This window comes from Amycolatopsis sp. FU40 (assembly GCF_021903635.1).
Classification (GTDB): Bacteria; Actinomycetota; Actinomycetes; order Mycobacteriales; family Pseudonocardiaceae; genus Amycolatopsis; species Amycolatopsis dendrobii.
The window spans coordinates 1,868,136-1,889,733 of the sequence record NZ_CP091381.1; the positions used below are offsets into that span (position 1 = coordinate 1,868,136).

Annotated in this window: 13 protein-coding genes; 7 read left to right on the top strand and 6 right to left on the bottom strand. The window is 71.6% G+C overall.

Going from position 1 to position 21,598, the window contains the following annotated elements:
• The first annotated feature begins 267 nt into the window (after positions 1-267).
• Complete coding sequence (locus L3Q65_RS09555) at positions 268-3,051, top strand: BTAD domain-containing putative transcriptional regulator (RefSeq protein WP_237599373.1); 2,784 nt, start codon at positions 268-270, stop codon at positions 3,049-3,051.
• A gap of 187 nt (positions 3,052-3,238) precedes the next feature.
• A complete protein-coding gene (locus tag L3Q65_RS09560) occupies positions 3,239-3,742 on the top strand; it encodes a hypothetical protein (RefSeq protein WP_182895197.1) in 504 nt (167 codons plus the stop codon).
• A 64-nt stretch (positions 3,743-3,806) separates the two neighbouring features.
• Here L3Q65_RS09560 and L3Q65_RS09565 read toward each other — a convergent pair whose 3' ends face one another.
• Positions 3,807-4,271: a hypothetical protein gene (locus tag L3Q65_RS09565; protein WP_237599374.1), complete on the bottom strand. Its 465-nt coding sequence runs from the start codon at positions 4,269-4,271 to the stop codon at positions 3,807-3,809.
• A 21-nt stretch (positions 4,272-4,292) separates the two neighbouring features.
• Entirely contained in the window at positions 4,293-4,859 is a 567-nt protein-coding gene (locus tag L3Q65_RS09570; protein ID WP_182895199.1) for a hypothetical protein, read from the bottom strand.
• A 321-nt stretch (positions 4,860-5,180) separates the two neighbouring features.
• On the opposite strand from L3Q65_RS09570, the gene L3Q65_RS09575 reads away from it, so the two are divergent.
• Complete coding sequence (locus L3Q65_RS09575; protein ID WP_237599375.1) at positions 5,181-7,271, top strand: AfsR/SARP family transcriptional regulator; 2,091 nt, start codon at positions 5,181-5,183, stop codon at positions 7,269-7,271.
• Positions 7,272-7,806: 535 nt separating this feature from the next.
• Here L3Q65_RS09575 and L3Q65_RS09580 read toward each other — a convergent pair.
• Positions 7,807-9,549: an AMP-binding protein gene (locus L3Q65_RS09580; protein ID WP_237599376.1), complete on the bottom strand. Its 1,743-nt coding sequence runs from the start codon at positions 9,547-9,549 to the stop codon at positions 7,807-7,809.
• Entirely contained in the window at positions 9,536-11,335 is a 1,800-nt protein-coding gene (locus L3Q65_RS09585; protein WP_237599377.1) for a prenyltransferase/squalene oxidase repeat-containing protein, read from the bottom strand. Before L3Q65_RS09585 ends, L3Q65_RS09580 begins: the two co-directional genes overlap by 14 nt.
• A 225-nt stretch (positions 11,336-11,560) precedes the next feature.
• On the opposite strand from L3Q65_RS09585, the gene L3Q65_RS09590 reads away from it, so the two are divergent.
• From L3Q65_RS09590 to L3Q65_RS09605, 4 genes are read left to right on the top strand one after another with little or no spacing between them, the layout of a single operon-like run.
• On the top strand, positions 11,561-12,868 hold the full coding sequence (locus tag L3Q65_RS09590) for an NAD(P)/FAD-dependent oxidoreductase (protein ID WP_237599378.1): 1,308 nt from the start codon (positions 11,561-11,563) through the stop codon (positions 12,866-12,868).
• 43 nt (positions 12,869-12,911) lie between these two features.
• A complete protein-coding gene (locus L3Q65_RS09595) occupies positions 12,912-13,841 on the top strand; it encodes a 4-hydroxy-3-methylbut-2-enyl diphosphate reductase (protein ID WP_182895203.1) in 930 nt (309 codons plus the stop codon).
• A 33-nt stretch (positions 13,842-13,874) separates the two neighbouring features.
• Positions 13,875-15,077, top strand: coding sequence for a sensor histidine kinase (locus L3Q65_RS47465; RefSeq protein WP_304504553.1), 1,203 nt, complete (start codon positions 13,875-13,877; stop codon positions 15,075-15,077).
• The gene (locus tag L3Q65_RS09605; RefSeq protein ID WP_182895205.1) at positions 15,077-15,733 is read left to right on the top strand and encodes a response regulator; all 657 of its coding nucleotides are present in this window, start codon (positions 15,077-15,079) and stop codon (positions 15,731-15,733) included. The genes L3Q65_RS47465 and L3Q65_RS09605 overlap by 1 nt, the downstream gene beginning before the upstream one ends.
• A gap of 3 nt (positions 15,734-15,736) precedes the next feature.
• Here the strand turns inward: L3Q65_RS09605 and L3Q65_RS09610 are convergent, their stop codons facing one another.
• Together L3Q65_RS09610 and L3Q65_RS09615 are read right to left on the bottom strand one after the other, a co-directional pair.
• Positions 15,737-19,174, bottom strand: a complete 3,438-nt coding sequence (locus L3Q65_RS09610) for an ABC transporter ATP-binding protein (RefSeq protein WP_237599379.1) — start codon at positions 19,172-19,174, stop codon at positions 15,737-15,739.
• Between the two features lie 26 nt (positions 19,175-19,200).
• Positions 19,201-21,222 carry a hypothetical protein gene (locus L3Q65_RS09615; RefSeq protein ID WP_237599380.1) on the bottom strand — a complete coding sequence of 674 codons (2,022 nt, stop codon included), beginning with the start codon at positions 21,220-21,222 and terminating at the stop codon, positions 19,201-19,203.
• Positions 21,223-21,598: the final 376 nt, after the last annotated feature.

The following is a 21,598-nucleotide window of genomic DNA, read 5'->3' on the forward strand; positions in this document are numbered from 1 at the left end:
CAGGAAGCCTGCTTCGACGGTGATCCGTCGAGATTGTCCGGCATCCGCCGGAACCCGCGAGAGCGCGCACTGCCATCGGTGTTCGCGCGCGAGAACGTCACCGTCACCCCGTACCTTCGCCCGCAACACCCAGTCACCGCCGGACTTCACCCGAACGGACCCGTATCTGGGCGCCGTCCCGCCGCTCCTGCTGGAGGTCGGTTCCGGCGCGGAGTCGCCGGTCCGGTTCGGCGGCCTTGTCGGAAAGGCCGGGCGCGAGGGGGACCGTTGGGCGTTGCCGATCGTCTCGAGTTCCGGCTGCTGGGACCGGTGGAGGTCTGGCGCGGCCCGGACCGGCTGGCGGTCTCCGGCCGGCATCAGCTGTCCGTGCTGGCTGCTCTGGCGTTGTGCCCGGGGCGGGCGGTGTCCGTCGGCGCGCTCGTCGACGCGGTGTGGGAAGGGGATCCGCCGACGTCGGCGCGCCGGCAGGTGATCAAGCTGGTGTCCCGGCTCCGCGGCGCGCTCGGCGAGGTGATCGCCACCTGTCCGGGCGGCTACCTCCTGGACGCCGAGGCGGACCAGGTCGACGTCGGCGTCTTCGACTCGTCGATCGCGAGCGCGCGCCGGCTCTCGGCGACGGATCCGGCCGGCGCGGCGGAAGCGGTGCGGGAGGCGCTTCGGCTGTGGCGGGGCCCGGCGCTGAGCGGAGTCACGCCCTGCCTGACGGCGCAGGCGACGCGCTTGGCGGAAAGCCGTCTGGCCGCGGTCGAGGACGGCATCGAATGGGGCCTGGCGGCGGGCGGGCACGCGGCGTTGGTCGCCGAGCTGGCGCCTCTGGTCACTGAACATCCGTTGCGGGAAAGACTTGTCGGCCAACTGATGCTGGCTCTGCACCGTTCGGGGCGGTCGACCGAGGCGCTGGAGGTTTACCGGCGCATCCGGGAACAGCTGGCCGACGATCTCGCGTTGGAGCCCGGTGCGCAGCTGCAACGCTTGCACTTGGCGATCCTGCGCAACGATTCCGCCGCGGCCGCACCGGTCCCGCAGCCCGAGGCAAGTCCTGGGGGCGCGGTGCCCCGGCAGCTGCCTTGTGCGGTGGCGGGTTTCACCGGCCGGGCATCGCAGCTGAAGGAACTCACCGGGTTGCTCGACCGCGAAGGCGTCGTGGTGATCTCGGCGATCAACGGCACCGCGGGCGTCGGCAAGACGGCGCTGGCCGTGCACTGGTCGCACCAGGTCGCGGACCGGTTCCCCGACGGGCAGCTCTACGTGAACCTCCGGGGTTTCGATCCCGGCGGCCCGCCGGTCCGGCCCGCCGAGGCGATCCGGGGGTTCCTCGACGCGCTCGAAGTGCCAGCCCAGCGGATCCCGGCCGGACTGGCCGAACAGGCGGCGCTGTACCGGTCCCAGCTCGCCGGGCGGCGGATGCTGGTGGTGCTGGACAACGCGCGCGACGCAGGCCAGGTCCGGCCGCTGCTGCCGGGCTCGGCGCGGTGCTTGACCGTCGTCACCAGCCGCGACCGGCTCGGCGGTTTGGTCGTCAGCGAAGGGGCGCGGGCGGTCCCGCTGGACCTGATGACCGCCGCCGAAGCCCGTGACTTGCTGGCGAGCCGGCTAGGCCCGGAACGGCTGGCCGCCGAGCCGCACGCGGTGCACGACCTGATCGAGCTGTCCGCGCATCTGCCGCTGGCGCTGAGCATCACGGCCGCCCGCGCCGCGCTCGCCCCCGCGTTGTCCTTGGCCGAGCTGGCGAAGCAGTTGCACGACGTCCGCGATCGGCTGCGCGGCCTGGACGCCGGCGACGCCAGTGTCGATCTCGGCGCGGTGTTCTCCTGGTCCTATCGGACGCTCGGCGCCGCGGCGGCGCGCATGTTCCGGCTGCTGGCCTTGCATCCCGGCCCGGAGATCTCGCTCGCCGCGGCCGCCAGCCTGGCCGGAACCGAGCGCCAGCACGCCCGCGCCGCCTTGTCCGAGCTGACCCGGGCGCAACTGCTCACCGAACCCGGCGCCAACCGGTTCGCTTACCACGATCTGCTGCGGGCGTACTCGGGGGAAACGGCGCACCACGAAGACAACGAGCAGACGCGCCGCGCGGCCGTGCACCGCATGCTCGACCACTACCTGCACACCGCGCACGCCGCGGCCCTGCTGATCAACCCGCCCAACGACCGGCTGCCTCTCGCCGAACCCCAGCCGGGCGCCGTCGTGGAAGAGCTCGCCGACGACGAGCAAGCCTGGCAGTGGCTGACCGCCGAGCGTCCGGTGTTTCCCGCTGTCGCCGAATGCGCTGCCGGAGCCGGTTTCGGTTGCCACGCTTGGCAGTTCGCCGGGAGTGTGGCCAGTTTCTGCATTCGTGCCGGGCATTGGGCGCAGATGGAGGCCACGCAGCAGGTCGCCGTCGCCGCGGCGGAACACGCGGGCGATCTGCGCGGGAAAGCCTGGTCGCTGCGCGAACTGGGCCGCGCCCGCATCCGGCTTCGCCGTTACCGGGAAGCCAGGGCCAGCCTGTGCCGCGCGCTGGAACTGGACCGGCGGCTCGGCGATCTCGTCGGCCAGGCGCGCAGCTTGAACAACCTCGGCATCGTGTCGTACGCGGAAGGCTCGTACCCGGAAGCACTGGAACAGGGCAATGCCGCCTACGCGTTGTTCCGCGCGGCAGGCCACCGGGCGGGCCAAGCGGAAGCGCTGAACGCGATCGGCTGGATGCGGACCCAGCTGGGCCAGCACGCCGAAGCGCTGCGCTCCTGCGTCCGGGCGCTCGAACTGCACCGAGCGGTCGGCAGCAGGCATGGCGAAGCGGATACCTGGGACAGCCTCGGCGTCGCCCACCACAACCTCGGCGAACACCGCCGAGCCGTCGCCTGCTACGAGAACGCCCTTGCCCTGTACCGGAAACTGGGCAGTCGTCATCCGCGGGCCGACACGCTCGTCCGCCTCGGCGACACCCACCAGGCCGCGGGCGACGTCCGCGCCGCACATCGCTGCTGGCGAGAGGCCGTGCTGATCCTCGACGAACTGCACCACCCCGACGCCGACCTCCTCCGCACCCGGCTGGCCGCGCCGACCCGGTGAGCCGGCGGGGTACCGGCTGGGTACCGCAAGGGAACCGGGCGCCGACAGGCTGACTGACGTCGGCCGACACCGAAGCGGTCGCGATCGCGGCGGAGGCGGCGGGGGCGCTCCGCCCGAAGACGACCGACGAGGACTGAGGAATGCCCGGTCCTCTCCGTGAAGCTGTCTCGAAAAATTTGGGGAGTCCATGAAGAACGTTTCTCTGTTCGCTCGCCGGGCCGCTGCCGCTGTCGGCATCGCGGCGGTCGCCACGGCTGTCGCCGCGGTCGGGGACGTGGCCGCGGCGAACGCAGCCGTGCCGCACGCTGACGGCGCGGTGCTCGTCAAGAAAGTCACCTCGGCCCGCGGAACGCTCGAGATCTTCGAGGGGGCCGCACCGGGCAGTGTCGTGACACCGCATTCGTCCTACGGCTGCGCCGGTTCCGACCCCAGTGTGTGCCTCGACATCGAAGGTTCCGGGCTCTACGTCGACCACATGCAGAACGACACCTACGTCCGGCGTTCCGGCGGGATGGACCTGCAGATCAACGGGCCCGGCGGCATCATCGTCGACAGCGGCTGGTTCACCGCGTACCCGGGCCACCACTACGCGTACTGGTGGCCGCGCGGCTACGTCGCTCGCGGGTACTACTGCGCCACCGCTTATGTCGGCGGCGGGCACGAAGGCGCCTGCAACACGGTCCACAACTGAACAAGCGCGACAAGACCCCTGGCCGGGCAACCCCGGCCAGGGGCCGTTCTGTGCGGAGGAAAGGTCAGCCCTGGTGGTGCACCAGGGTGGCGCCCGTCCGGAAATCCTCGAGGAACGCGGTGATCGACCGGTGGAGGAGCACGCACGTGTAACCGGGATCGTGCGTGATCTTCACCTCGACGGGAAACTGGGCGACCCCCGCGACGACGCCGTTCTTGACCGGGTAGTCCTTCGCGATCAGGCCGGTCGCGGACGCGCGGATGTCGAGAGCCGATTCGCCCTTCGTGCAGATCGCCTTGACCTCGGCGGTCAATTTGGCGGAAATCGTCGTGGCGCCTTTCACCGCCACATCCACCTCCCGGAACGAGACGGTCGCGACGACGCCGTCCCAGCCGACCTCGGTGGCCTCCGGCACGAAATGCGCCCCGTCCGCCCACGCGGAGTGGGCGCCGGCGGCAAGGATCGCCGCGGTCGTCGCGACGGTCGCGGCGCAGTTGCCGAGCAGAGTCCGAGCTTTCTCGAAGAACATGCCGACTCCTGGGAACTCCGGTCAGACCTGCTGGAAGTCCACCGGGACGTCGTTGTTGTTCTGGTCCTTGGCCCCGCCGGACGCTCCGTTGACGACCGTGAAGTCCTTGGTCTGCCCGTCGAGCTGCAGCCGCAGCGTCTCGAAACCGATCCGCAGGCTGGACACGCCCCGCAGGTTGGCCGCCGAGACGCGGAACTTGACGTCGATGTTGACGTCGATCAGCTGCTCGCTGTGGAAGACCTCCTTGAGGACGCTCCGGCTGCTGTCGTGCTTGAAGCTGACGACCCAGATCTTCCAGCTGTCCGACGACGGCAGGTTGTAGACCTGCCACAGGCTCTTGAAGTTGAACGTCCGGAGCCTGCCGTGGATCTCGCCTTCGAGATCGAAGCCGTGGGACTGGACCACGAGGTTCTGCAAGGTGCTGAACCCGTGGAACGCGGTGACGTCGCCGTCGAGCGGGGCGGCGGGTCTGGCGACCGGGTCGAACCGGCTGTGGACCGCGTCGAGCGCGGACCCGCCGGCCGGGCTCGCGGAAGCCGCCGCCGCTCCGGCGGTCAGCGCCAGGACGCCGACTGCGATCGCCACCACTGCGCGGGAGCATGCCTTCCAGGCACGATTTTTCATTTCCGTCTCTTTTCCTGTCCGATTCGGGGCACGTTTTCGGGAATGGTGGATTCGACGACGCGAGTCGTCTGCGAATACCTCATCAGGAGTTGTTGGACGGCTGCTGGACGGCGATTGGACGGCGTGCCGTTACCGGTGAACCCGTGTACCCGCAACATGATTCGGGAAACTCGGCGGCGTGCCCCCGGCTGTCGTCGGCATTTTAGCCCGTGCGGAGCCACTTTCTTGTGTTCCGGTTGCCAGGCCCATTACTTTGGGTCCGGCAACCGATAGCTGGGGGCCGCGGTGGCGACGAGATCGGTACGCATCCAGGTGCTGGGATCGCTGCGGGCGTGGCACGACGGCACCGAACTCGCGCTCGGCCCGCCCGGCAGGCGCGCGGTGCTCGGACTGCTCGCGCTCGCCGGCGGGGACACCGTCGCGCGTCGGGACCTCGTGGACGCGCTGTGGGGCGACCGGCCGCCGCCGAGCGCGGTGAACGTGGTCCAGACCCATGTGAAGCACCTGCGGCGGCTGCTGGAACCCGGGCGCGCGCCGCGAGCGGGCAGCGGGGTGCTGCCGCATGTCAGCGGCGGTTACGCGGTGCGGCAGGACGCCGTCGACGTCGATCTGTGGCGATTCCGCGAACTCCTCGCCGAGGCGAACGACGCGCACCGCGACGCCGACGCCGCCCGCGTCGTGGCCTCGCTCCGCGAGGCGCTCCGGCTGTGGCACGGCAGGCCGCTGGCCGACCTGCCGCCGCTCACCGGCCACCCGAAGGTCGTTTCGCTGCTCACCGAACGCCGGGAAGCGTTTTGCCGGTACGCCAAGGCGATGATCGACACCGGGGCCGCCGCGGAGGTCCTGCCCGGCATCGCCGAAGCCGCCGCGGAGCAACCTCTCGACGAGGCAGCGCAGGCTCTCCTGATCCGGGCCCACCACGCGCTCGGGCAGCGAGGCGAGGCGTTCCGGCTCTACGGGCTGATCCGGACACGGCTCGTGGACGAGCTCGGGATCGACCCGGGGCCCGAACTGCGGGCCGCGCATGCGGCCGTGCTGTGCGACCCGGTGGCCGCGGTGTCCGCTGAACCCCTTCCGGCGCACGGGGTTCCGAAGCAGTTGCCGGCCGAAACACGCGGGTTCGTCGGCCGGGCAGCGGAACTGTCGCTTTTGGACGGTCTGTTGTCCGGCGGCATCGCCGCGGTCTCCGGCACGGCGGGCGTCGGCAAGACAGCGCTGGCCGTGTGCTGGGCCCACCGCGTCCGGGCCCGCTTCCCGGACGGGCAGTTGTACGCGAACCTGCGCGGGCACGCACCGGGCGCCCCGGCCGCGCCGGTCGAAATCCTCGCGCAATTCCTGGCCGCGCTGGGGATTCCGCCGGATCGCGTACCTCCCGACGCGGAGACCGCGGCGGCTCTCTACCGGACCCTGACGGCCGACCGCCGGATCCTGGTCCTGCTGGACAACGCCGTGAACCCGGACCAGGTCCGGCCGCTGCTGCCCGCCGGACCCGGGTGCGCGACGGTGGTGACCGGGCGCGACCGCCTGACGGGTCTCGTCGCGGTGAACGGCGCGTGCCGGCTCACGATCGACGTGCTCAGCCCCGGCGAATCCGTCGAACTGCTCGAAGGCGTCCTCGGCCCCGGGCGCGTTCGGGCCGAACCGGCGGCGGCCGCCGAGTTCGCCGAGGTGTGCGTCCACCTCCCGCTCGCGCTGCGGATCGCCGCGGCCAACCTCGCCGACCGGCCCGGCTCCGGCATCGGGGAGTACGTCGCGGAACTGCGCGAGGACAACCTGCTCGCCGCCCTCGCGGTGCCGGGCGACGAGCAGACCGCGGTGCGGGCCGCCTTCGACCTGTCCTACGCCGCCCTGCCCGCCGACGCCCGGCGGGTGTTCCGGTTGCTGAGTTTGGTTCCCGGCACGGACTTCGGCGCCGAGGCCGTGGCCGCGCTGGCCGGAGTCGAGACGCCGCGCGCGCTCGCCCTGCTGGACCGGCTCGCCGCCGCGCACCTGGTTGAACACGTGCCGGGCCGATACCGCTTCCACGACCTTCTTCGCCGCTACGCCGCCGAGCAAGCCGGCCGGCGCGAATCCGCCGCGGACCGCGAGCGGGCGCTTCGCCGCTTGCACGACTGGTACCTGGCAGCGGTGGACGGTGCCGCCCGCCTCCTTTACCCGCATCTGCTGCGATTGCCGGCTTCCGGTGCCTCGGCCGAATTCGCCGGGCTGGGCGAGGCGTCGGCGTGGTTGGACGCCGAACGCGGCAACCTCGCCGCCGCTGTGCGGTTCGCCGACGGCCGCGGCCCATGGCGTGGCGGCTCTCCGGCGCGTTGCGCGGGTACTTCCGGATGTGCATGCGCCGGGTCGAACGGCTCGCGGTCGCCGGAGCCTGCCTGAACGCGGCAGGCTGGACCGAGGCGCGGGCCGCGGTGCTCGGCAACCTCGGATTCGTCCGCTGGGAAAGGGCAAGCTCGCCGAGTGACTACACCCAGGCGCTCCTCCGGCGCCGCCGGATCGGGTTCCGGCACGGCGAAGCAGCAACCTCGCCGGCCTGAGCCGGAACCGGCACGCCCGCGGCCGGAGCGCCCTGGCAGCCGTGCAGGCTTCCGCGCTCGCCGAGCGGGCTCTCGAGTGTTGCAGGGAAAGGCTCCGACGACGTTGGCTGGTGCTTTGCTCGCCTGCGGGAGTCGGGGAGCGCGGCCGAGCATGCCCGGAGCGCGCTCGCCGTACATCGGGAGATGAGCACTTGCCGGAGGGAACGCGGACGCTGGCACTCCTTTCCCGGTTGCGCTGGGGTGAGCACAACCGAGCCGTCTGTGCGGGGAACCCTGGGGAAATCTGAGTCCGTCAGGGTTCCCCTCACGGACTCAGATTCCCGGCGGCCGGGCTGTGAAGCGGACGGCCAGGTCGGGCTTGTGAGGTCTTCGGCTTCTCAACGCAGCCGTGCCGCCAGTTGTGTGCGGTCGAGTTTCCCGTGGGGGTTCAACGGAAGCGCATCGGCCGCGAAGATCCGTTCCGGGACCATGTAACCCGGCAGGCTGCGGCCCAGCGACAGGCGCAGAGCGGCCTCGTCGACAGTCCCGGTCTCGACGAACAAAGCCAGGACGGTGTCGCCGCGGACGCCGGGCACGGGAGTCGCGGCGGTGCGCACGCCGAGAAGACCTGTCGCGACGTGTTCGATCTCGGCGAGTTCGACGCGGTGGCCGCGGATCTTGACCTGTCCGTCCAACCGGCCGCGGTGGTGGAGAAGACCGTCGTGCCATTCCGCCAGGTCGCCGGTGCGATAGCGCCTCCGGCCGTCCCGGGTGATCAGTTTCTCCTGGTCCAGCGACGGGTCCGAGTAGCCCGCGAAAACCTGCGCGCCCGCGACGAGCAGTTCGCCGTCGTCGTCGATGCTCAGGTCGGCGCCGGGCGTGGGGGTGCCGATGGGCAGGATCGCGTGGCCGGGGACCGGGTCGGCGGGAGCCAGCCGGTAGGTGCTGACCCAGACTGTCGTCTCGGTCGGTCCGTAGACGTTGTCGATGACCGCCTCCGGCGCGGCGGCGCGGGCGAGCGCGACGGTCTCGCGCCGGAGCGGTTCGCCGCCGATCACGACATGCCGCAGTCCGGACAGCGACCCTGGCGCCAGGTTGCCCGCCGCGGCGGCTGCTTCGAGCAGGCTCGGCGTGCAGGCCCACACGGTGACGCCGTGCCGGGCGATCGTCCCCGCTGGGTTGAGCGCGTGCACGCGGGGCACGGCGGCGAGCGCGCTGCCGCTGCCCCACGCGCCCCACATCTCGAACACCGAGAAGTCGAACGTCAGCCCGTGGCACTGGGAGAAGACTTCCCCCGGACCGGTCTTGAACGACGGCAGCGCGGCGGCCAGGAACGCTTCCACGTTCCCGTGGGTGATCCGCACCCCCTTCGGCCGCCCGGTCGAGCCGGAGGTGAACAGCACATACGCGGGGCTGTCGCCGGTGACCGGAGCCGCGGCCCGTGCGGCGGGGCTCGGATTCGCCGCGCCGTGGATGTCCACCACGGGGATCCCGGCCATCGCGGACAGCTGCGCCTCCAACGGTTCTTCGCCGCGCAGATCGGTGTGCACGACGCAGCGCGCGCCGGCCTGACGGACGATGTCGGCGTTGCGTTCCGGCGGAAAGTCCATCGACAGCGGCACAATCGTCGCGCCCGCGTAGAGGACGCCGAGGTAGGCGCAGTACGTCGCGATCTCGCGTTCGCCGAGTACGGCGACCACGCCGCCCGCGCCGATGGTCTCGGCGAGTGCGGCGGCGTGGGCCGCGGTTTCCGCGTACGTCAGCACACCGGCGTTGTCGACCAGGCACGGCTCGTCGGCGAACCGTGCGGCTGTCTCGGCGAAACGCGCGGCCAGTCCCTGCGCGGGTGCGCGCCAGACACCTCGGGCGGCTCCGTCCGCGGGGACGTCCGAGGTGCCTTCGACGAGTTTCCACAGCGAACGCGGCGTACGGAACGCGCGCTCGTCGAAAGCGGGCAGCTCGATGCCGTACCGCGTAACCAGTTTGCTGCTCAACGCCAACGTGCTCAGCGACGTGAGCCCGTAGTGCAGCAACGGAGTATCGGGTTCGAGCGAAGACGTTTCGTCGCACAGGGCCAGTTCGCTGCGGAGCAGTTCCTCGAACTCCGCGCTCCACGGCTTGACCTGCTCAGTGGCTTCCATGCGGCACCGCCCAACGCGGCTGGTCGAACGTTCCCGGCGCGGTCGCGGTGCCCTCGCGCAATGCTTCGCGATAACGCGCGAGTGCTTGCAGGGCATAGCCGTTCGCGGTGTGGTCGTGCCGGTACAGCAGTTCGAGGAAGTAGACGCCGAGCAAACTGGGTTGCCACAGACCGTCCGCGTCGCGATGGTCGACGAGCCAGCGTGCGCCGCGGGCCGCCATCGGCGCGGTCGGTGTCACGCCCGCGGCGCACAGGCCCAGCAAGGCCATCGCCGTCTCCTCGACCGTCGAGCGGCCCCGGCCGAGCGCGTCGCCCCAGCCGCCGTCTTCGTTCTGGTTGAGCCGCAACCACGAGACGCAGCGCCGCGCGACCGCGCTCGAACCCAGGCCGGCGTCGCCCAGCGCGCGAAGCACGGAGCCCGTTCCGCACACTTGCCCGACGTACCACTTGTTCTCGATGGCGCCGTCCGCACGTTGCACCTTCGCGAACCATGCGTACGCCTTGCGCAGCGGCTCGTCGTCCGGGCGGCAGCGTCCGGACAACGCGAGTGCGGAGAACGCTTCGGCGGACATCACCGCGCAGGGTCCGTACAGCACCTTCGGCGACCGCGCCTTGCCGACCATGGCGAAGGACGGGTCCATGCTCGCGATCCGGCCGACTTGCGCGAAGCAGCTCCACGAGCCGTCGTAGTTTTGCTGGCGGAGCAGCCATTCAGTGCCGCGCCGCACTTGGGGGTCGCTGACGTCCGCGCCGTCGCCGGACAGCGCGATCACCGCGTCTCCGGTGTTGCCGCTGTTCGGCCAGCCGGACGGCAGCCCCCAGCCCCAGCCGCCGGGCGGCGCGCCGGTCCAGATGAAGTCCTCGTCCCGTTGCGCGGAACGGATCCAGCCGACCGCCTTGGTCACCCGCGCGTCGTCGCCGAGTCCGGCGTGCTGCAGGCCGGTGGTGATGAAGTTGGTCGCGTCGACCTCGAGGTCGCGGGTGACCGCCCAGCCGCCTTCCGGCTTGATGGTGGCGCGGAAGTAGTCGAGGCAGTGCCGCACGATGTCCGGGCGCTGTTTCGCGATGGTGAGCCCGATGCAGACGTTGGCCGACATCATCGGCGATTCGACGAAACCGCCTTCCGGGCCTTCGAACCCGACCAGCCCTTCGAGGTATTCGATGGCCTTCGGCGTCGCGGCTTTGTTGAGCGCGGTGCGCACGCGGCCGCCGGGCATCAGTTCGGCGCACATCAGGCCCCACGACAGCGCGGTGGGCATCGCGAAGGTCAGCTTGCGGCGCAACGGGGCGGGCAGCAGGGCCAGTTCGATCGGGCAGCGCAGCAGGCCTTCGTCGCTCATCAGCCCGGCCAGCACCAGGTAGAAGTGCACCAGGACAGTCAGCGAGCACTGTTCCACGTCCCGGATCGCCGCCGTGCCGCCGAATTCCCCGACGCGCGCCCAGCCGCGGCGGATCTGCTCGGCGGCCTCGTCCGGGATGACCAAAGCGAGCGCGGCCACCGAAAGCGCGGTGCCGTTCAGCGTCGGCTCGGTGTCCACGTCGTCGCCCCAGCCGCCGTCCGGGCCCTGGTTGGCCAGCAGGAAATCCAGGCCCCGGCGGATCAGGTCCCGGCAGCCCGCGGGATCCGCCAGGTGCATGGCGATCACCACGTCGGCGGTGGAACCCGGGCTGGCCGACAGCCTGCCTTCCCAGCTGCCGTCGGAGCGCTGGAGAGCGAACAGCGCGTCGGCGGTGCGGGCCAGCGCGTGGTCCAGCTCCCCGGGAGGGAGAATGGGGTCGAGGCTCATGGTCGCTCGCTTTCGGACCTGGCGGGAAAGGGAATCGCGGCCGGAACGCCCGGAAAAGGACACAGGCGTGGCGCGATCAGTGTGACACGGCCGAGTTCGCGCGGTCAACCGAGCCGGCGGCCGCGTTGACGGTTTCGCGGGCCCGTGTCACGCTGTTCGCGGGGGATTCTTCTGTGCACTCGCGGTGCGATTTCGCGCGTCTTCCGGAGCAGAACGGTAAATGGTGTGAGCGATTACGACATTGTCATATGCGGGGCCGGGGCCGGCGGGCTGACCGCCGCGATTCTTCTCGGCGGGCAGGGACGCCGGGTGCTGCTGGCCGACAAACTCACCGACACGGTGGAAACGTTCAAGGGCGAACTCCTCCAGCCCGGTTCGCTGGCCACATTGGACTCGATCGGCGCGCTGGAAACCCTGCGCGGCGCGGGCGGGCGGCGGATCGACCGGCTGGTCTGCGCGGGCGACGACGGCGCGGAACTGTGCGCGATGGACTACCGATGGCTGCCGAGCGCCTACGACCACTGTCTCACCCACACCTACAAAGGCATTCTGGACAACCTGATCCAGGCGCTGCCCGCCGGCGTCGAATTCCGCCGCGGGGTCTCGGTCGACCGCGCGGTGCGGGACGGATCCGGCCGGGTCGCCGGGGTCGTGCTGCGCGAGCGCGGCGCCCGCGCCGAGGTGTCCGCGGACCTGGTCGTCGCGGCCGACGGGCACGCGTCCAAGCTGCGCGCCCAGGTCGGGATCGAAGTGGACACCACGCCGTACGACCACCAGGTGGTCGCGATCGACCTGGCCGGCGTTCCGGAACTGGCGCACCAGGCGACCACCACGATCACCCGCGAGGGGATGCGGGTGATGTACCCGATGCCCGGCGGCGGCGGACGGCTGTACTTGCAGGTCGCGCGCGGGCTGGTGAACCGGATCGGCAAGGCCGGGCTGGCCGGGTGGGTGGACGAGGCGGTCGCCGCGTGCCCGAGCGCGGCCCCGATCGCGGAGTCCGTGCGCGCCGGGGTGCCGACCTGCCGGGTGCTGTCCGCGCGGCGGTTCGTCGCGCCGGTCTTCCACGGCGCGGGGATGCCGCTGATCGGCGACGCGGCGCACGCTGTGCACCCGATGGCCGGACAGGGCATGAACGCGGCGATCGCGGACGCGGTGCGGCTGGCCGGGGCGTTCCGGGACGTGCCCACCTCCGGAGCCGGCGCGGTCGACGCCGCGCTGGCCGAATACGACCGGGTGCGCCGCCCGGAGCTCAAAACCATTTCCGAATTCAGCCACCGGTTCGCGGAAATGTTCACCACCGCGGTCGGGAATTTCGGGTACGCGCGCAGCAAGTACATTCTTTCCTGCCACGGCCGGAATCGCCGGTTGTGCTACAAGATCATGCACAACATCTCCGGTCTCGGCTATCAGAAATTCTCCGTTCTCGACCGGTTGCAGCAACTCGGCTGGCCGGACCGCGCGGCCGATCGGTTGCCTCCGCGTCGAGCGGGCGTGGACGGCGCTGTTGAGGCCACCTTGGACCCGCGTTGAGGAATCTCGTGCGGTCCGCCGTGCCCCGCTTACGGTCGCGGCCATGAAACAGGTCTTGCTGGCGAGCCCGCGCGGGTACTGCGCCGGGGTGGATCGCGCCGTACGCGCCGTGGAGGCCGCACTGGAGCGCAACGGCGCGCCGGTCTACGTACGCAAGCAAATCGTGCATAACACGCATGTTGTGCGCCGTCTGGAGCGGCTGGGCGCGGTGTTCGTCGACGAGGTGAGCGAAGTGCCGCCTGGCTCGGTCACGGTGTTCTCGGCGCACGGCGTCGCGCCCGCGGTGCACGAAGCCGCAGCGGGGCGGTCGTTGCGCACTATCGACGCGACGTGCCCGCTGGTGACGAAGGTGCACCGCGAAGCGGTGCGTGCGGCTGCGCGCGGCGACCAGATCCTGTTGATCGGCCACCACGGGCACGAAGAGGTCGAAGGCACGAGCGGCGAGGCTCCCGCGGACACCATCGTGGTGGACGGCCCGGAAGCAGTGGCCGGCCTGGAAGTGCGCGATCCGGCGAAAGTGACCTGGTTGTCCCAAACGACCCTTTCGGTCGCGGAGACCGAACAGACCGTCCGCCGGCTGCGCGAACGGTTCCCGCTGCTGTCCGACCCGCCGAGCGACGACATCTGCTACGCCACCCAGAACCGGCAGGAAGCGGTCGCGGAGCTGGCGTCCCGGGCCGGGCTGGTGCTTGTCGTCGGTTCCGCCAATTCGTCCAATTCGGTGCGGCTGGTGGAAGTCGCGCTGGACGGCGGCGCATCCGCGGCGTACTTGGTCGAGGACGCCGCCGCGGTCGATCCCGCGTGGCTGGAGGGCGTGCCGACGGTCGGGGTCACCAGCGGCGCGTCCGTTCCCGAGGATCTGGTCGAGCAGGTGCTCGAACTGCTCGCCGGACACGGTTTCGGCGACGTGCGCGAGGTGCGCACCGCGGAAGAGAAGCTGAGTTTCGCCCCACCGCGCGAGTTGCGGTCGTAACGACCGGCCGCGGCTGCGGTTAACCTGCCAGGCATGGACGAGGCGAGGAGGACCGTACGGGCCGCGGTGTCCGGCGAAGGACGGTCCGAAGCGCTCGCCGCTGCCGTGCGCTGGGCGGTGCGCGTGGGCCTGATGGTGGTGCTGGCCTACACCGTCGCGGTGACCCCGCCGGGGATCGGCGCGCACGGGCTGCCCGGGCTGAACCTGCTCGGCCTGCTCGTCGGCGCGGCGGGCTGGCTCGGCTGGGGCCTGCTGCGCGACCGGGAAGGCCTGCTGCGGCTGATCGCGCTGCCGGTCGGGGTGGCGGGCGGCGCGCTGCTCGTGCCCGGCACTTCCGGTTCGGACGTCGGCGTGATCCTGGTCTGCCTGATGGTGCTGGCCGCCGCCAGCGTGCTGGAGCCGGGTCCGGCCGGGGTGCTCGCGGTCTTCGCGATGGCCGCGGCCGGGATCGCCGAGCGGTTCTGGGAGAACCTGCTGCCCGGCGGGTTCGCGGTGCTCGCCGTCGCGGCCTCCTATCTGGCCGGGATCGTGCGCCGCCAGCGCACGCTGCACGTCGCGCAGACGGAGCTGCTGCTGGTGGAAACCCAGGTGGCGAAGGAGGAACAGGCCCGTTCCGCGGCGCTGGCCGAGCGGGCCCGGATCGCCCGTGAGATCCACGACGTGCTGGCGCATGCGATGGGCGGCTTGATCGTGCAGCTGGAGGCCGCGGACGCGCTGCTGGAGACGGTGCCGGGCGCGGACCGGGCGCGGGCCTGCGTGATCCGCGCGCGCGGGCTGGCCGGGGAAGGCCTGACCGAGACCCGCCGCGCGATCGGCGCGCTGCGCGGGGACAAACGCTCGCTGCCGGAATTCCTGAGCACGCTGGTGGAGGACTACCGCGCCGACTATCCCGACGTGCCGGTGTCTTTCGAGCAGCCCGCCGAACAGCCGGAATTGCGCCCGGAGGTCACGCTGGCGCTGCAGCGCCTCGGCCAGGAAGCGCTGACGAACGTGCGCCGGCACGCCCCGGGCGCGCCCGTGACCGTCTCGCTGGCGGTGGATGCGGAGCGGGTCGAACTGGTCGTGCGCAACGGCGCGCCGGGCGAAGCCGAGCGCGGCACGACCGGCGGCGGGTACGGGCTCATCGGCATGCGGGAACGGATCGAGCAATTGGAAGGCACGCTGGACGCGGCGGCCGAAGGACCGGGCTGGACCGTGCGGGCGCGGGTGCCGCGGCCGCGAACCGAGGGGGACTGATGGACGGGCCGTTGCGGGTGCTGGTCGCCGACGACCAGACGGCGGTGCGCGAGGGACTGGTGACCCTGCTGGAGACTTTCCCCGGGACGACGGTGGTCGGCGCCGCCGCGAACGGGGACGCGGTGCTGGAGATGGTCGCCGCCGATCCGCCGGACGTGGTCCTGATGGACCTGCGGATGCCGGTCCGGGACGGGGTCAGCACCACCGCCCGGCTGCGCGACGAGTATCCGGCGGTGAAAGTCGTCGTGCTGACCACGTACGCCGACGACAGTTCGGTGCGGGACGCGTTGCGGGCCGGCGCCTTGGGATTTCTCACCAAGGACGCCGGCCGCGCGGACATCGCCCGCGCGCTGGCCGCGGCCGCGTCCGGCCAGTCGGTGATGGACGCCGAGGTGCAGCGGCGTCTGCTCGCCGGGATGGACTCGCCGGAGGAGCCACCGGCGCGGACCGCGGCGCACGAGGTGTTGAGCGGCCGCGAGGTCGAGGTGCTGCGGCTGGTCGCCGGCGGGTTGTCCAATCGCGAGATCGCCGGTCGGCTGTTCATCGGCGAGGCGACGGTGAAGAGCCACATCAACCGTATTTTCGCGAAGATCGGCGTGCGGGACCGGGCGCAGGCGGTGCGGTACGCGTTTCGGCACGGGCTTACGAGCGAGTGAGGTTCATCTGGGCGTGGTTTCGGGGGAGCCCCAGAGCTTCGTGTAGTGACCGTGGGCAGCCAGAAGTTCGGCGTGGGTGCCAACCTCGGCCAGCCGCCCACCCTCCAGCACCGCGATGCGGTCGGCCCGCGCGGCGGTGTGCAGGCGGTGCGCGACGAGGATCACCGTGCGTCCGGCGCACGCCGCGGCCGTCGCGGCCTGGCATCGTGCTTCGGTCCGCGGGTCCAGATTCGCGGTGGCTTCGTCAAGGACAAGGATGGCGGGTGCCAGAAGCCGGGCCCTGGCGAGCGAAACGAGCTGACGTTGGCCTGCCGACAGCGCGGAGCCGCCGACGCCGACCGTAGTGGCGTAGCCGTCCGGCAACGCCTCGAACACTTCATGCGCGCCCACCGCACGCGCTGCGGCGACGGCATCGCGCGGGCTGGCATCTGGGCAGCCGTAACGGATGTTGTCGAGCACGCTGCGCCCGAAGAGGTACGGTTCCTGCGGCACGAACCCGATCTGCCTGCGCAGCAACCGTACGTCGTAGCTGCGCAGGTCGACGCCGTCCACCAGAACTTGCCCCTCGCACGGATCGTGAAACCGGAGAAGCAGCTTCAGCAGCGTGGACTTCCCCGCGCCACTGGCACCGACCACGGCCAGCGTGCTGCCCGCCGGCACGTCGAGAGAAACGTCCGACAGGGCGTCGCGCTGGGTGCCGGGGTAGCGCATGCGTACCTGGTTGAACCGAACCGCGCCTAGGTGCTGGGACGGCGTAAGAGGCTGTCGCGGAGACGGTACGGCCGGTTCAGTACGGAGGAAGGCGCGAAGCCGTCGTACGGCGACAGCGGCCTGCGCGTAACCGTCGTAAGCCTGGGCGAACTGTTGCACGGGCGCGAAAAGCGAGTCGAGGTACAGCACGAAGGCGACCAGTACGCCCGCGGTGAGAGTGCCGTCTTCGATGCGCGCTGCTCCGGCCGCAAGCACTACGGCGGCTGTCACGGCACCCACCAACTCGACGAACGGGAAGTACAGCGCGGTCAACAGATGCGTGCGTACGCGGGCGTCGCGGTACCGGCGGTCGTGCGCGCCCAGTTCGGTGACGCTGTCGTGCCGGCGGCCGTGAAGCTGCACCACGGTGAGCCTGCTGATGGTTTCGCGAAGTGCGGTGGTGAAGGTGGCCAGGCTCTCCCGCGCGAGGGTGTAAAGCGGGGTGGAGCGGCGTCGGAACCACACCGTGGCCAGCAGCACCAATGGAACTCCGGCGAGCGCGAGCAGCGCCAGTCCGCCGTCCATTAAGGACAGTGCGGTGATCGCGCCGATGGTGCTGACCGCGCTGACCAACGCGCCGGGCAGATCGTTGCGCAAGAAATGGGACAGTGCCTCGACATCGGCGGTGAGCAGGGTGATCAACCGGCCGCGGTCCCGTTCCGCGGGGCCGAGCGCGAGTGCGTGCTGTGCGGTGCGGCGGCGCAAGCCGAACAGCACCCGCTCGCAGGTGCGGCCGGTCACCACGGTTTCGCCCGCGGTGCTCAGCGCGTTGAGCGCGACCAAGCCCGCACCGGCGGCGACCCATGCCAGCAGTATGCCGAGTTGCCCGGCATTCACGCCCGAGTCCACGCCGCGGCCCACGGCCAGCGGTAGCAGCACGTCGGTGGCAGTACCAGCGGCGAGCAGCGACAAACCGGCGAGGAATCCCTTGCGGTGCGCGCGGAACAGCCCGGATCGGCGGGGCGGGACGACGGCGGGTGCCGTAAGCAGGCGCGAGAAGGCGGGTTCCTGCGGCGGTGCCGTGGGCACCGCGTCGCCGAGGAGTGCGCGGTAGCCGGAGGAGCGCGCCTGAAGCTCCTCGTGGGTTCCGATGTCCGCGACGCGGCCGGATTCCAGCAGCACCACCCGATCGGCGGTACGGAGGAGGTCCGGGCGGCTGGTCGCCACAACCCGGGTGGTGGCCAGGCCGCGCAGGTGACGGTGGATGGCGCGCTCGGTCACCGCGTCCACCGCCGTCGTCGGGTCGTCGAGCAGCAGCAGCTTCGGCTCCGGGAGCAACGCCCGGGCGAGCGCGATGCGTTGTCTCTGCCCACCGGACAGTTCGCCGTCGCTGATCCTGGTCTGATAGCCGGCCGGGCTCGCCACGATGAAGTCGTGCACCCCGGCCGCACGGGCCGCCGCGACGATTCGTGCGTGGTCGGCGTCTGGCGCGCCGTAGGCGATGTTCGTCTGGAAGGAGCCTGGCATCAGCTGTGGTACTTCGGTGAGCACCCCTACCGCTCGATGCAACGCTTCACCGTTCAGCGCGCGTACGTCCACACCGCCGACGCGTACGCAGCCAGCGGTCGCGTCGTAGCGGCGACACAACAGGCGTAGCAGGGTCGACTTCCCGGAACCCGGCGGCCCGGCAACCGCGACGTACTCGCCTGGCGCGATCGTGAGCGACACGTCGCGGAGCACCGGCTCGGCGTCGTAGCAGAAGTGCACGTTGCGCAGTGCGACGCCGAGCGCTTGATCGGGGAGCCCGTGCGGACCGTCCTGCAGTCTCGGCTGGACGTCGATGAGCGCGAAGCAGCGCTCCAGCCCCGCGCGTGCTTCCTGTGCGTACCCGACCAAACCGGCCAGGGCGCGCACCGGACCGACCAACTGCGCAAGGTAGCTCACGAAGGCGACGAAGGTGCCGAGGCTGATGTCGTGCCGCAGCGCGAGCCAGCCGCCGATGCCCAGCACCCCGACTTGTCCGGCCAACGGCACGGCGCTCATCAACGGCAGGATCGCCGCGGAGACCCGAGCGGTGCGGATCCGCGCGGTGCGCACCGCCGCGGCGTGCCGTTCGATGGCGGCCAGTTCGTGGTCCTGACGGCCGAACGCGGTCACCACGTGCAGTCCGTCCAGCACCTCGGACACCCGGCCGGTCAGCTCCGCCGACCGTTGCTGCGCGGCGAGTCCCGCCGGGAAGATCCGGCTGCGGGCCAGGTGGACGGCCAGCACCAGCAGCGGGCACACCGCCAGCACCAGCCCGGTCAGCACGGGGGAGAGCAGCACCATCGCGGTCGCCGACGCGGCCAGCAGCGCGAGGTTGCCGATCGCGGCGGGCAGCGGGTCGAGCAGGCCCTGTGCGTAGCAGACGTCGCCGGTCGCGCGGCCGAGCAGTTGCCCAGCGCCGAATCCGACGCGCTGGCTCTCGTCGAGGCGATGCACCGCGGCGACCACGTCGGCGCGTAGTTCGCGTTGTACGTCCAGGGCTGTCCGGCCGCCCCAGTACTGCCGGACGGCGGTGGCCGCGAACCGGCCGAGCGCGAAAGCCAGCAATACCACCAGATACGGTGCGATCGGATCGGCGTGCGTGACGACAGTGCGGTCGATCAGCCGTTGCTGCACCAGCGGCAGCGCCGCGGCGAACCCGGTGGCGGCCAACGCGGCCGCTGTCGCCAGCACGCACGCGCCGCGATGCCCGCGCAGATGACGCACCAGCCTCCGCAGAGCCGGTGGTGCCATCACATCACGCCGGTGGGTGCGGCCAGCGCCGCCGTCCGCGGCTGCCCGGCCGGAGCCGGGTGCAGGACGTCGCGCGCCATGGCCAGCCAGCGCACCGCGAACGCGTCGTGCACGAATCCCGCGCCCAGCAGCAAATCCACGTGCGTGTCGTGCGCGACGACGGTGGCCGGGAACCCGTGCCCGGCGGCAGTGGGCTCGGCGGTGTGCACGGCAGCCTGCCCGGGATCGAACGCGAGCCAGCACTGGCTCGCCCCGCTTTTCCAGCCGCGCCAGAGTTCCCCGCCGATCGCGCTGACCGCCTCCCGGCCGCCGAGCAGCGCCTCCAGGTAGTCGGGCACGATCAGGTTCTCGATCCGCCGCCCCGGCGTCGCGGTGTGGATGCAGGCCAGCAGCGCCGGGACGCCGTGCCGGAGCGCGTACCGGCGCACCTCGGTGGCGGAGCCGTCTTCCGGGCGAAGGTCGACCGCCACCGCGGACGAGTCCTGCGCGGACACCCACGGGATCCAGGCGCGGTGCGCGGTCTCGCGGTCGGCCAGCGCGCCGGGATGCGCGGCGGGCACCTCCATGTAGCGGTGCAGTTCCTCCTGGAAGTTCCAGTGGTCGGCCGGATTCCCGGCGATCAGCGCCGGACCGTCCTCGCCGGAACCGCGCGGGCGGCGGTGCGCGAGCAGGGTCACCCGTGCGCCCTCCCTCGGCGAAACCAGGCACCACACGTCGTCGCTCACCAGGATGAGTTCCCCGTCGCCGTCGCGGTCGATGTCGTGCAGCCCGGCGGAAGGCGCGTAGCGGCCGCCCGCCGCCCAGCGGGCCGCGGACAGCAGCGGCCGGGCCAGCCGCGCGTGCGACGCGGTGGCGCGCACCCACGGGGCCAGCGCCCGGCCCTGCCCGTCCTCCGCGCGGTCGTGCCAGCCCAGTTCGTGCTGGCCCAGCAGGAGCATCCGCTCGGCGACCGCCCGCAGCCGCGGTTCGACGGCGCTGCCCGCCTCCCGGATCTCGTGTTCGACGGAGGCGAGCAATTCCCCGTAGGACCACCATTCCTGGGTGTCGGTCCAGCCGCGGTACGACGGCCCGGCCGACCAGTCCACCTCCAGTTCGTAGTAGGTCCCCGCCGGCACGTCGGCGGGTGCGGCCCGCGGGCGTCCGTCCAGCCAGGAATCGAGGCAGACCGGTTCGGCCGCCCCGGATTCGGCCAGGAACCGCAGCAGGCGCTCGTAGCGTTCCAGCGCGGGTTCCCAGCCGCCGACGCCGGCCGCGCGTTCCATGTCGTCGGCGTACACGAGGATTTCCTCGCCGGTCTGCCGCTCCCCGACATCGGCGAGGAACGCCTCCAGGAAGTGCAGGTGCGCGTCCGTCCGGGGCGGGAACAGGTACCGCAGGTAGGAACAGATCGGCAGCACGGTCAGGTCGCCGGTCGCCGCGCGCGGGCGCAGCAGGCGCAGATCGGCGAGGCCCGGGCGGAACGGCGGCGGCCGCTCGGCGTCCCAGTGGAACGGTCCGTGCAGGTCGGCGTGCGCGCGGGAGTCCGCGGGATAGCCGTCCTCGGGGACCGGCTTCGCGAGCAGCCGGTCGTCCACCAGGACCCGGCGGATCCCGGCCTCGGCCAGCACCCCGGCCAGCTCCGGCGCCCACACCCGCTCCGGCAGCCAGGCGGTCGGCGGCTGGCCCTCGGGCAGGTCGAAGTGCCGCCGGTGCAGGTCCGCGGCGGCGGCCAGCTGGCGGCGGTTCGACCACTCCGAGCACGCGGGCATGATCGGCTCGGAGTAGGTGCCGCCGAGCAGCGAGACGGTGCCGTCGGCGATCCGTTCGCGCACCAGGCCGACGAATCCCGGACGGTGCCACAGGGCGGCTTCGAGCAGCGTGCCGGACAGGTGCAGCCCGGTCGGGATCCGGTAGCGGCGGTGCAGGTCGAGCACCGCGGCGTAGCCGTCGCAGATCCGCCCGATGCCGTCCCGGTTGTCGTAGCCGTCGGTGATGTTCAGCTGGTTCGCGTGGTGCACGAAGGCGAGTGGCGCGCCCGACATGACAATCCTCCCGGCTCCGGTGGCTGTCGCGCGGGACCCCGCGACGACCGCTGCCGCCGACGGTAGGAGCGCGGCCCGTCCGGCGTCGTCCACCGCTGGTTGGGTTCGCGGGTGGGTTCGCCGGGTCCACCCGTGGGTGGAAGGCGCGGGATCAACGCGGGCTCAACAGCCGCGCAATCCGGGGCCCGCGGCGGACGGGCGCCGGGAATATCCGCTTTCCGCGCCGGACGGAAAGTAAATACAGATTAAATAGCGATATCCATATTTTGCCCGACCCTGACTTTCGCGCGGGTGTGCCGGGTTGTTTCCTTGTATCGGGCAAGCATTGCGCGGTCCGCGGGGTTGCTCATTGCCCCGATCGGCCGCGGTGTCGGTG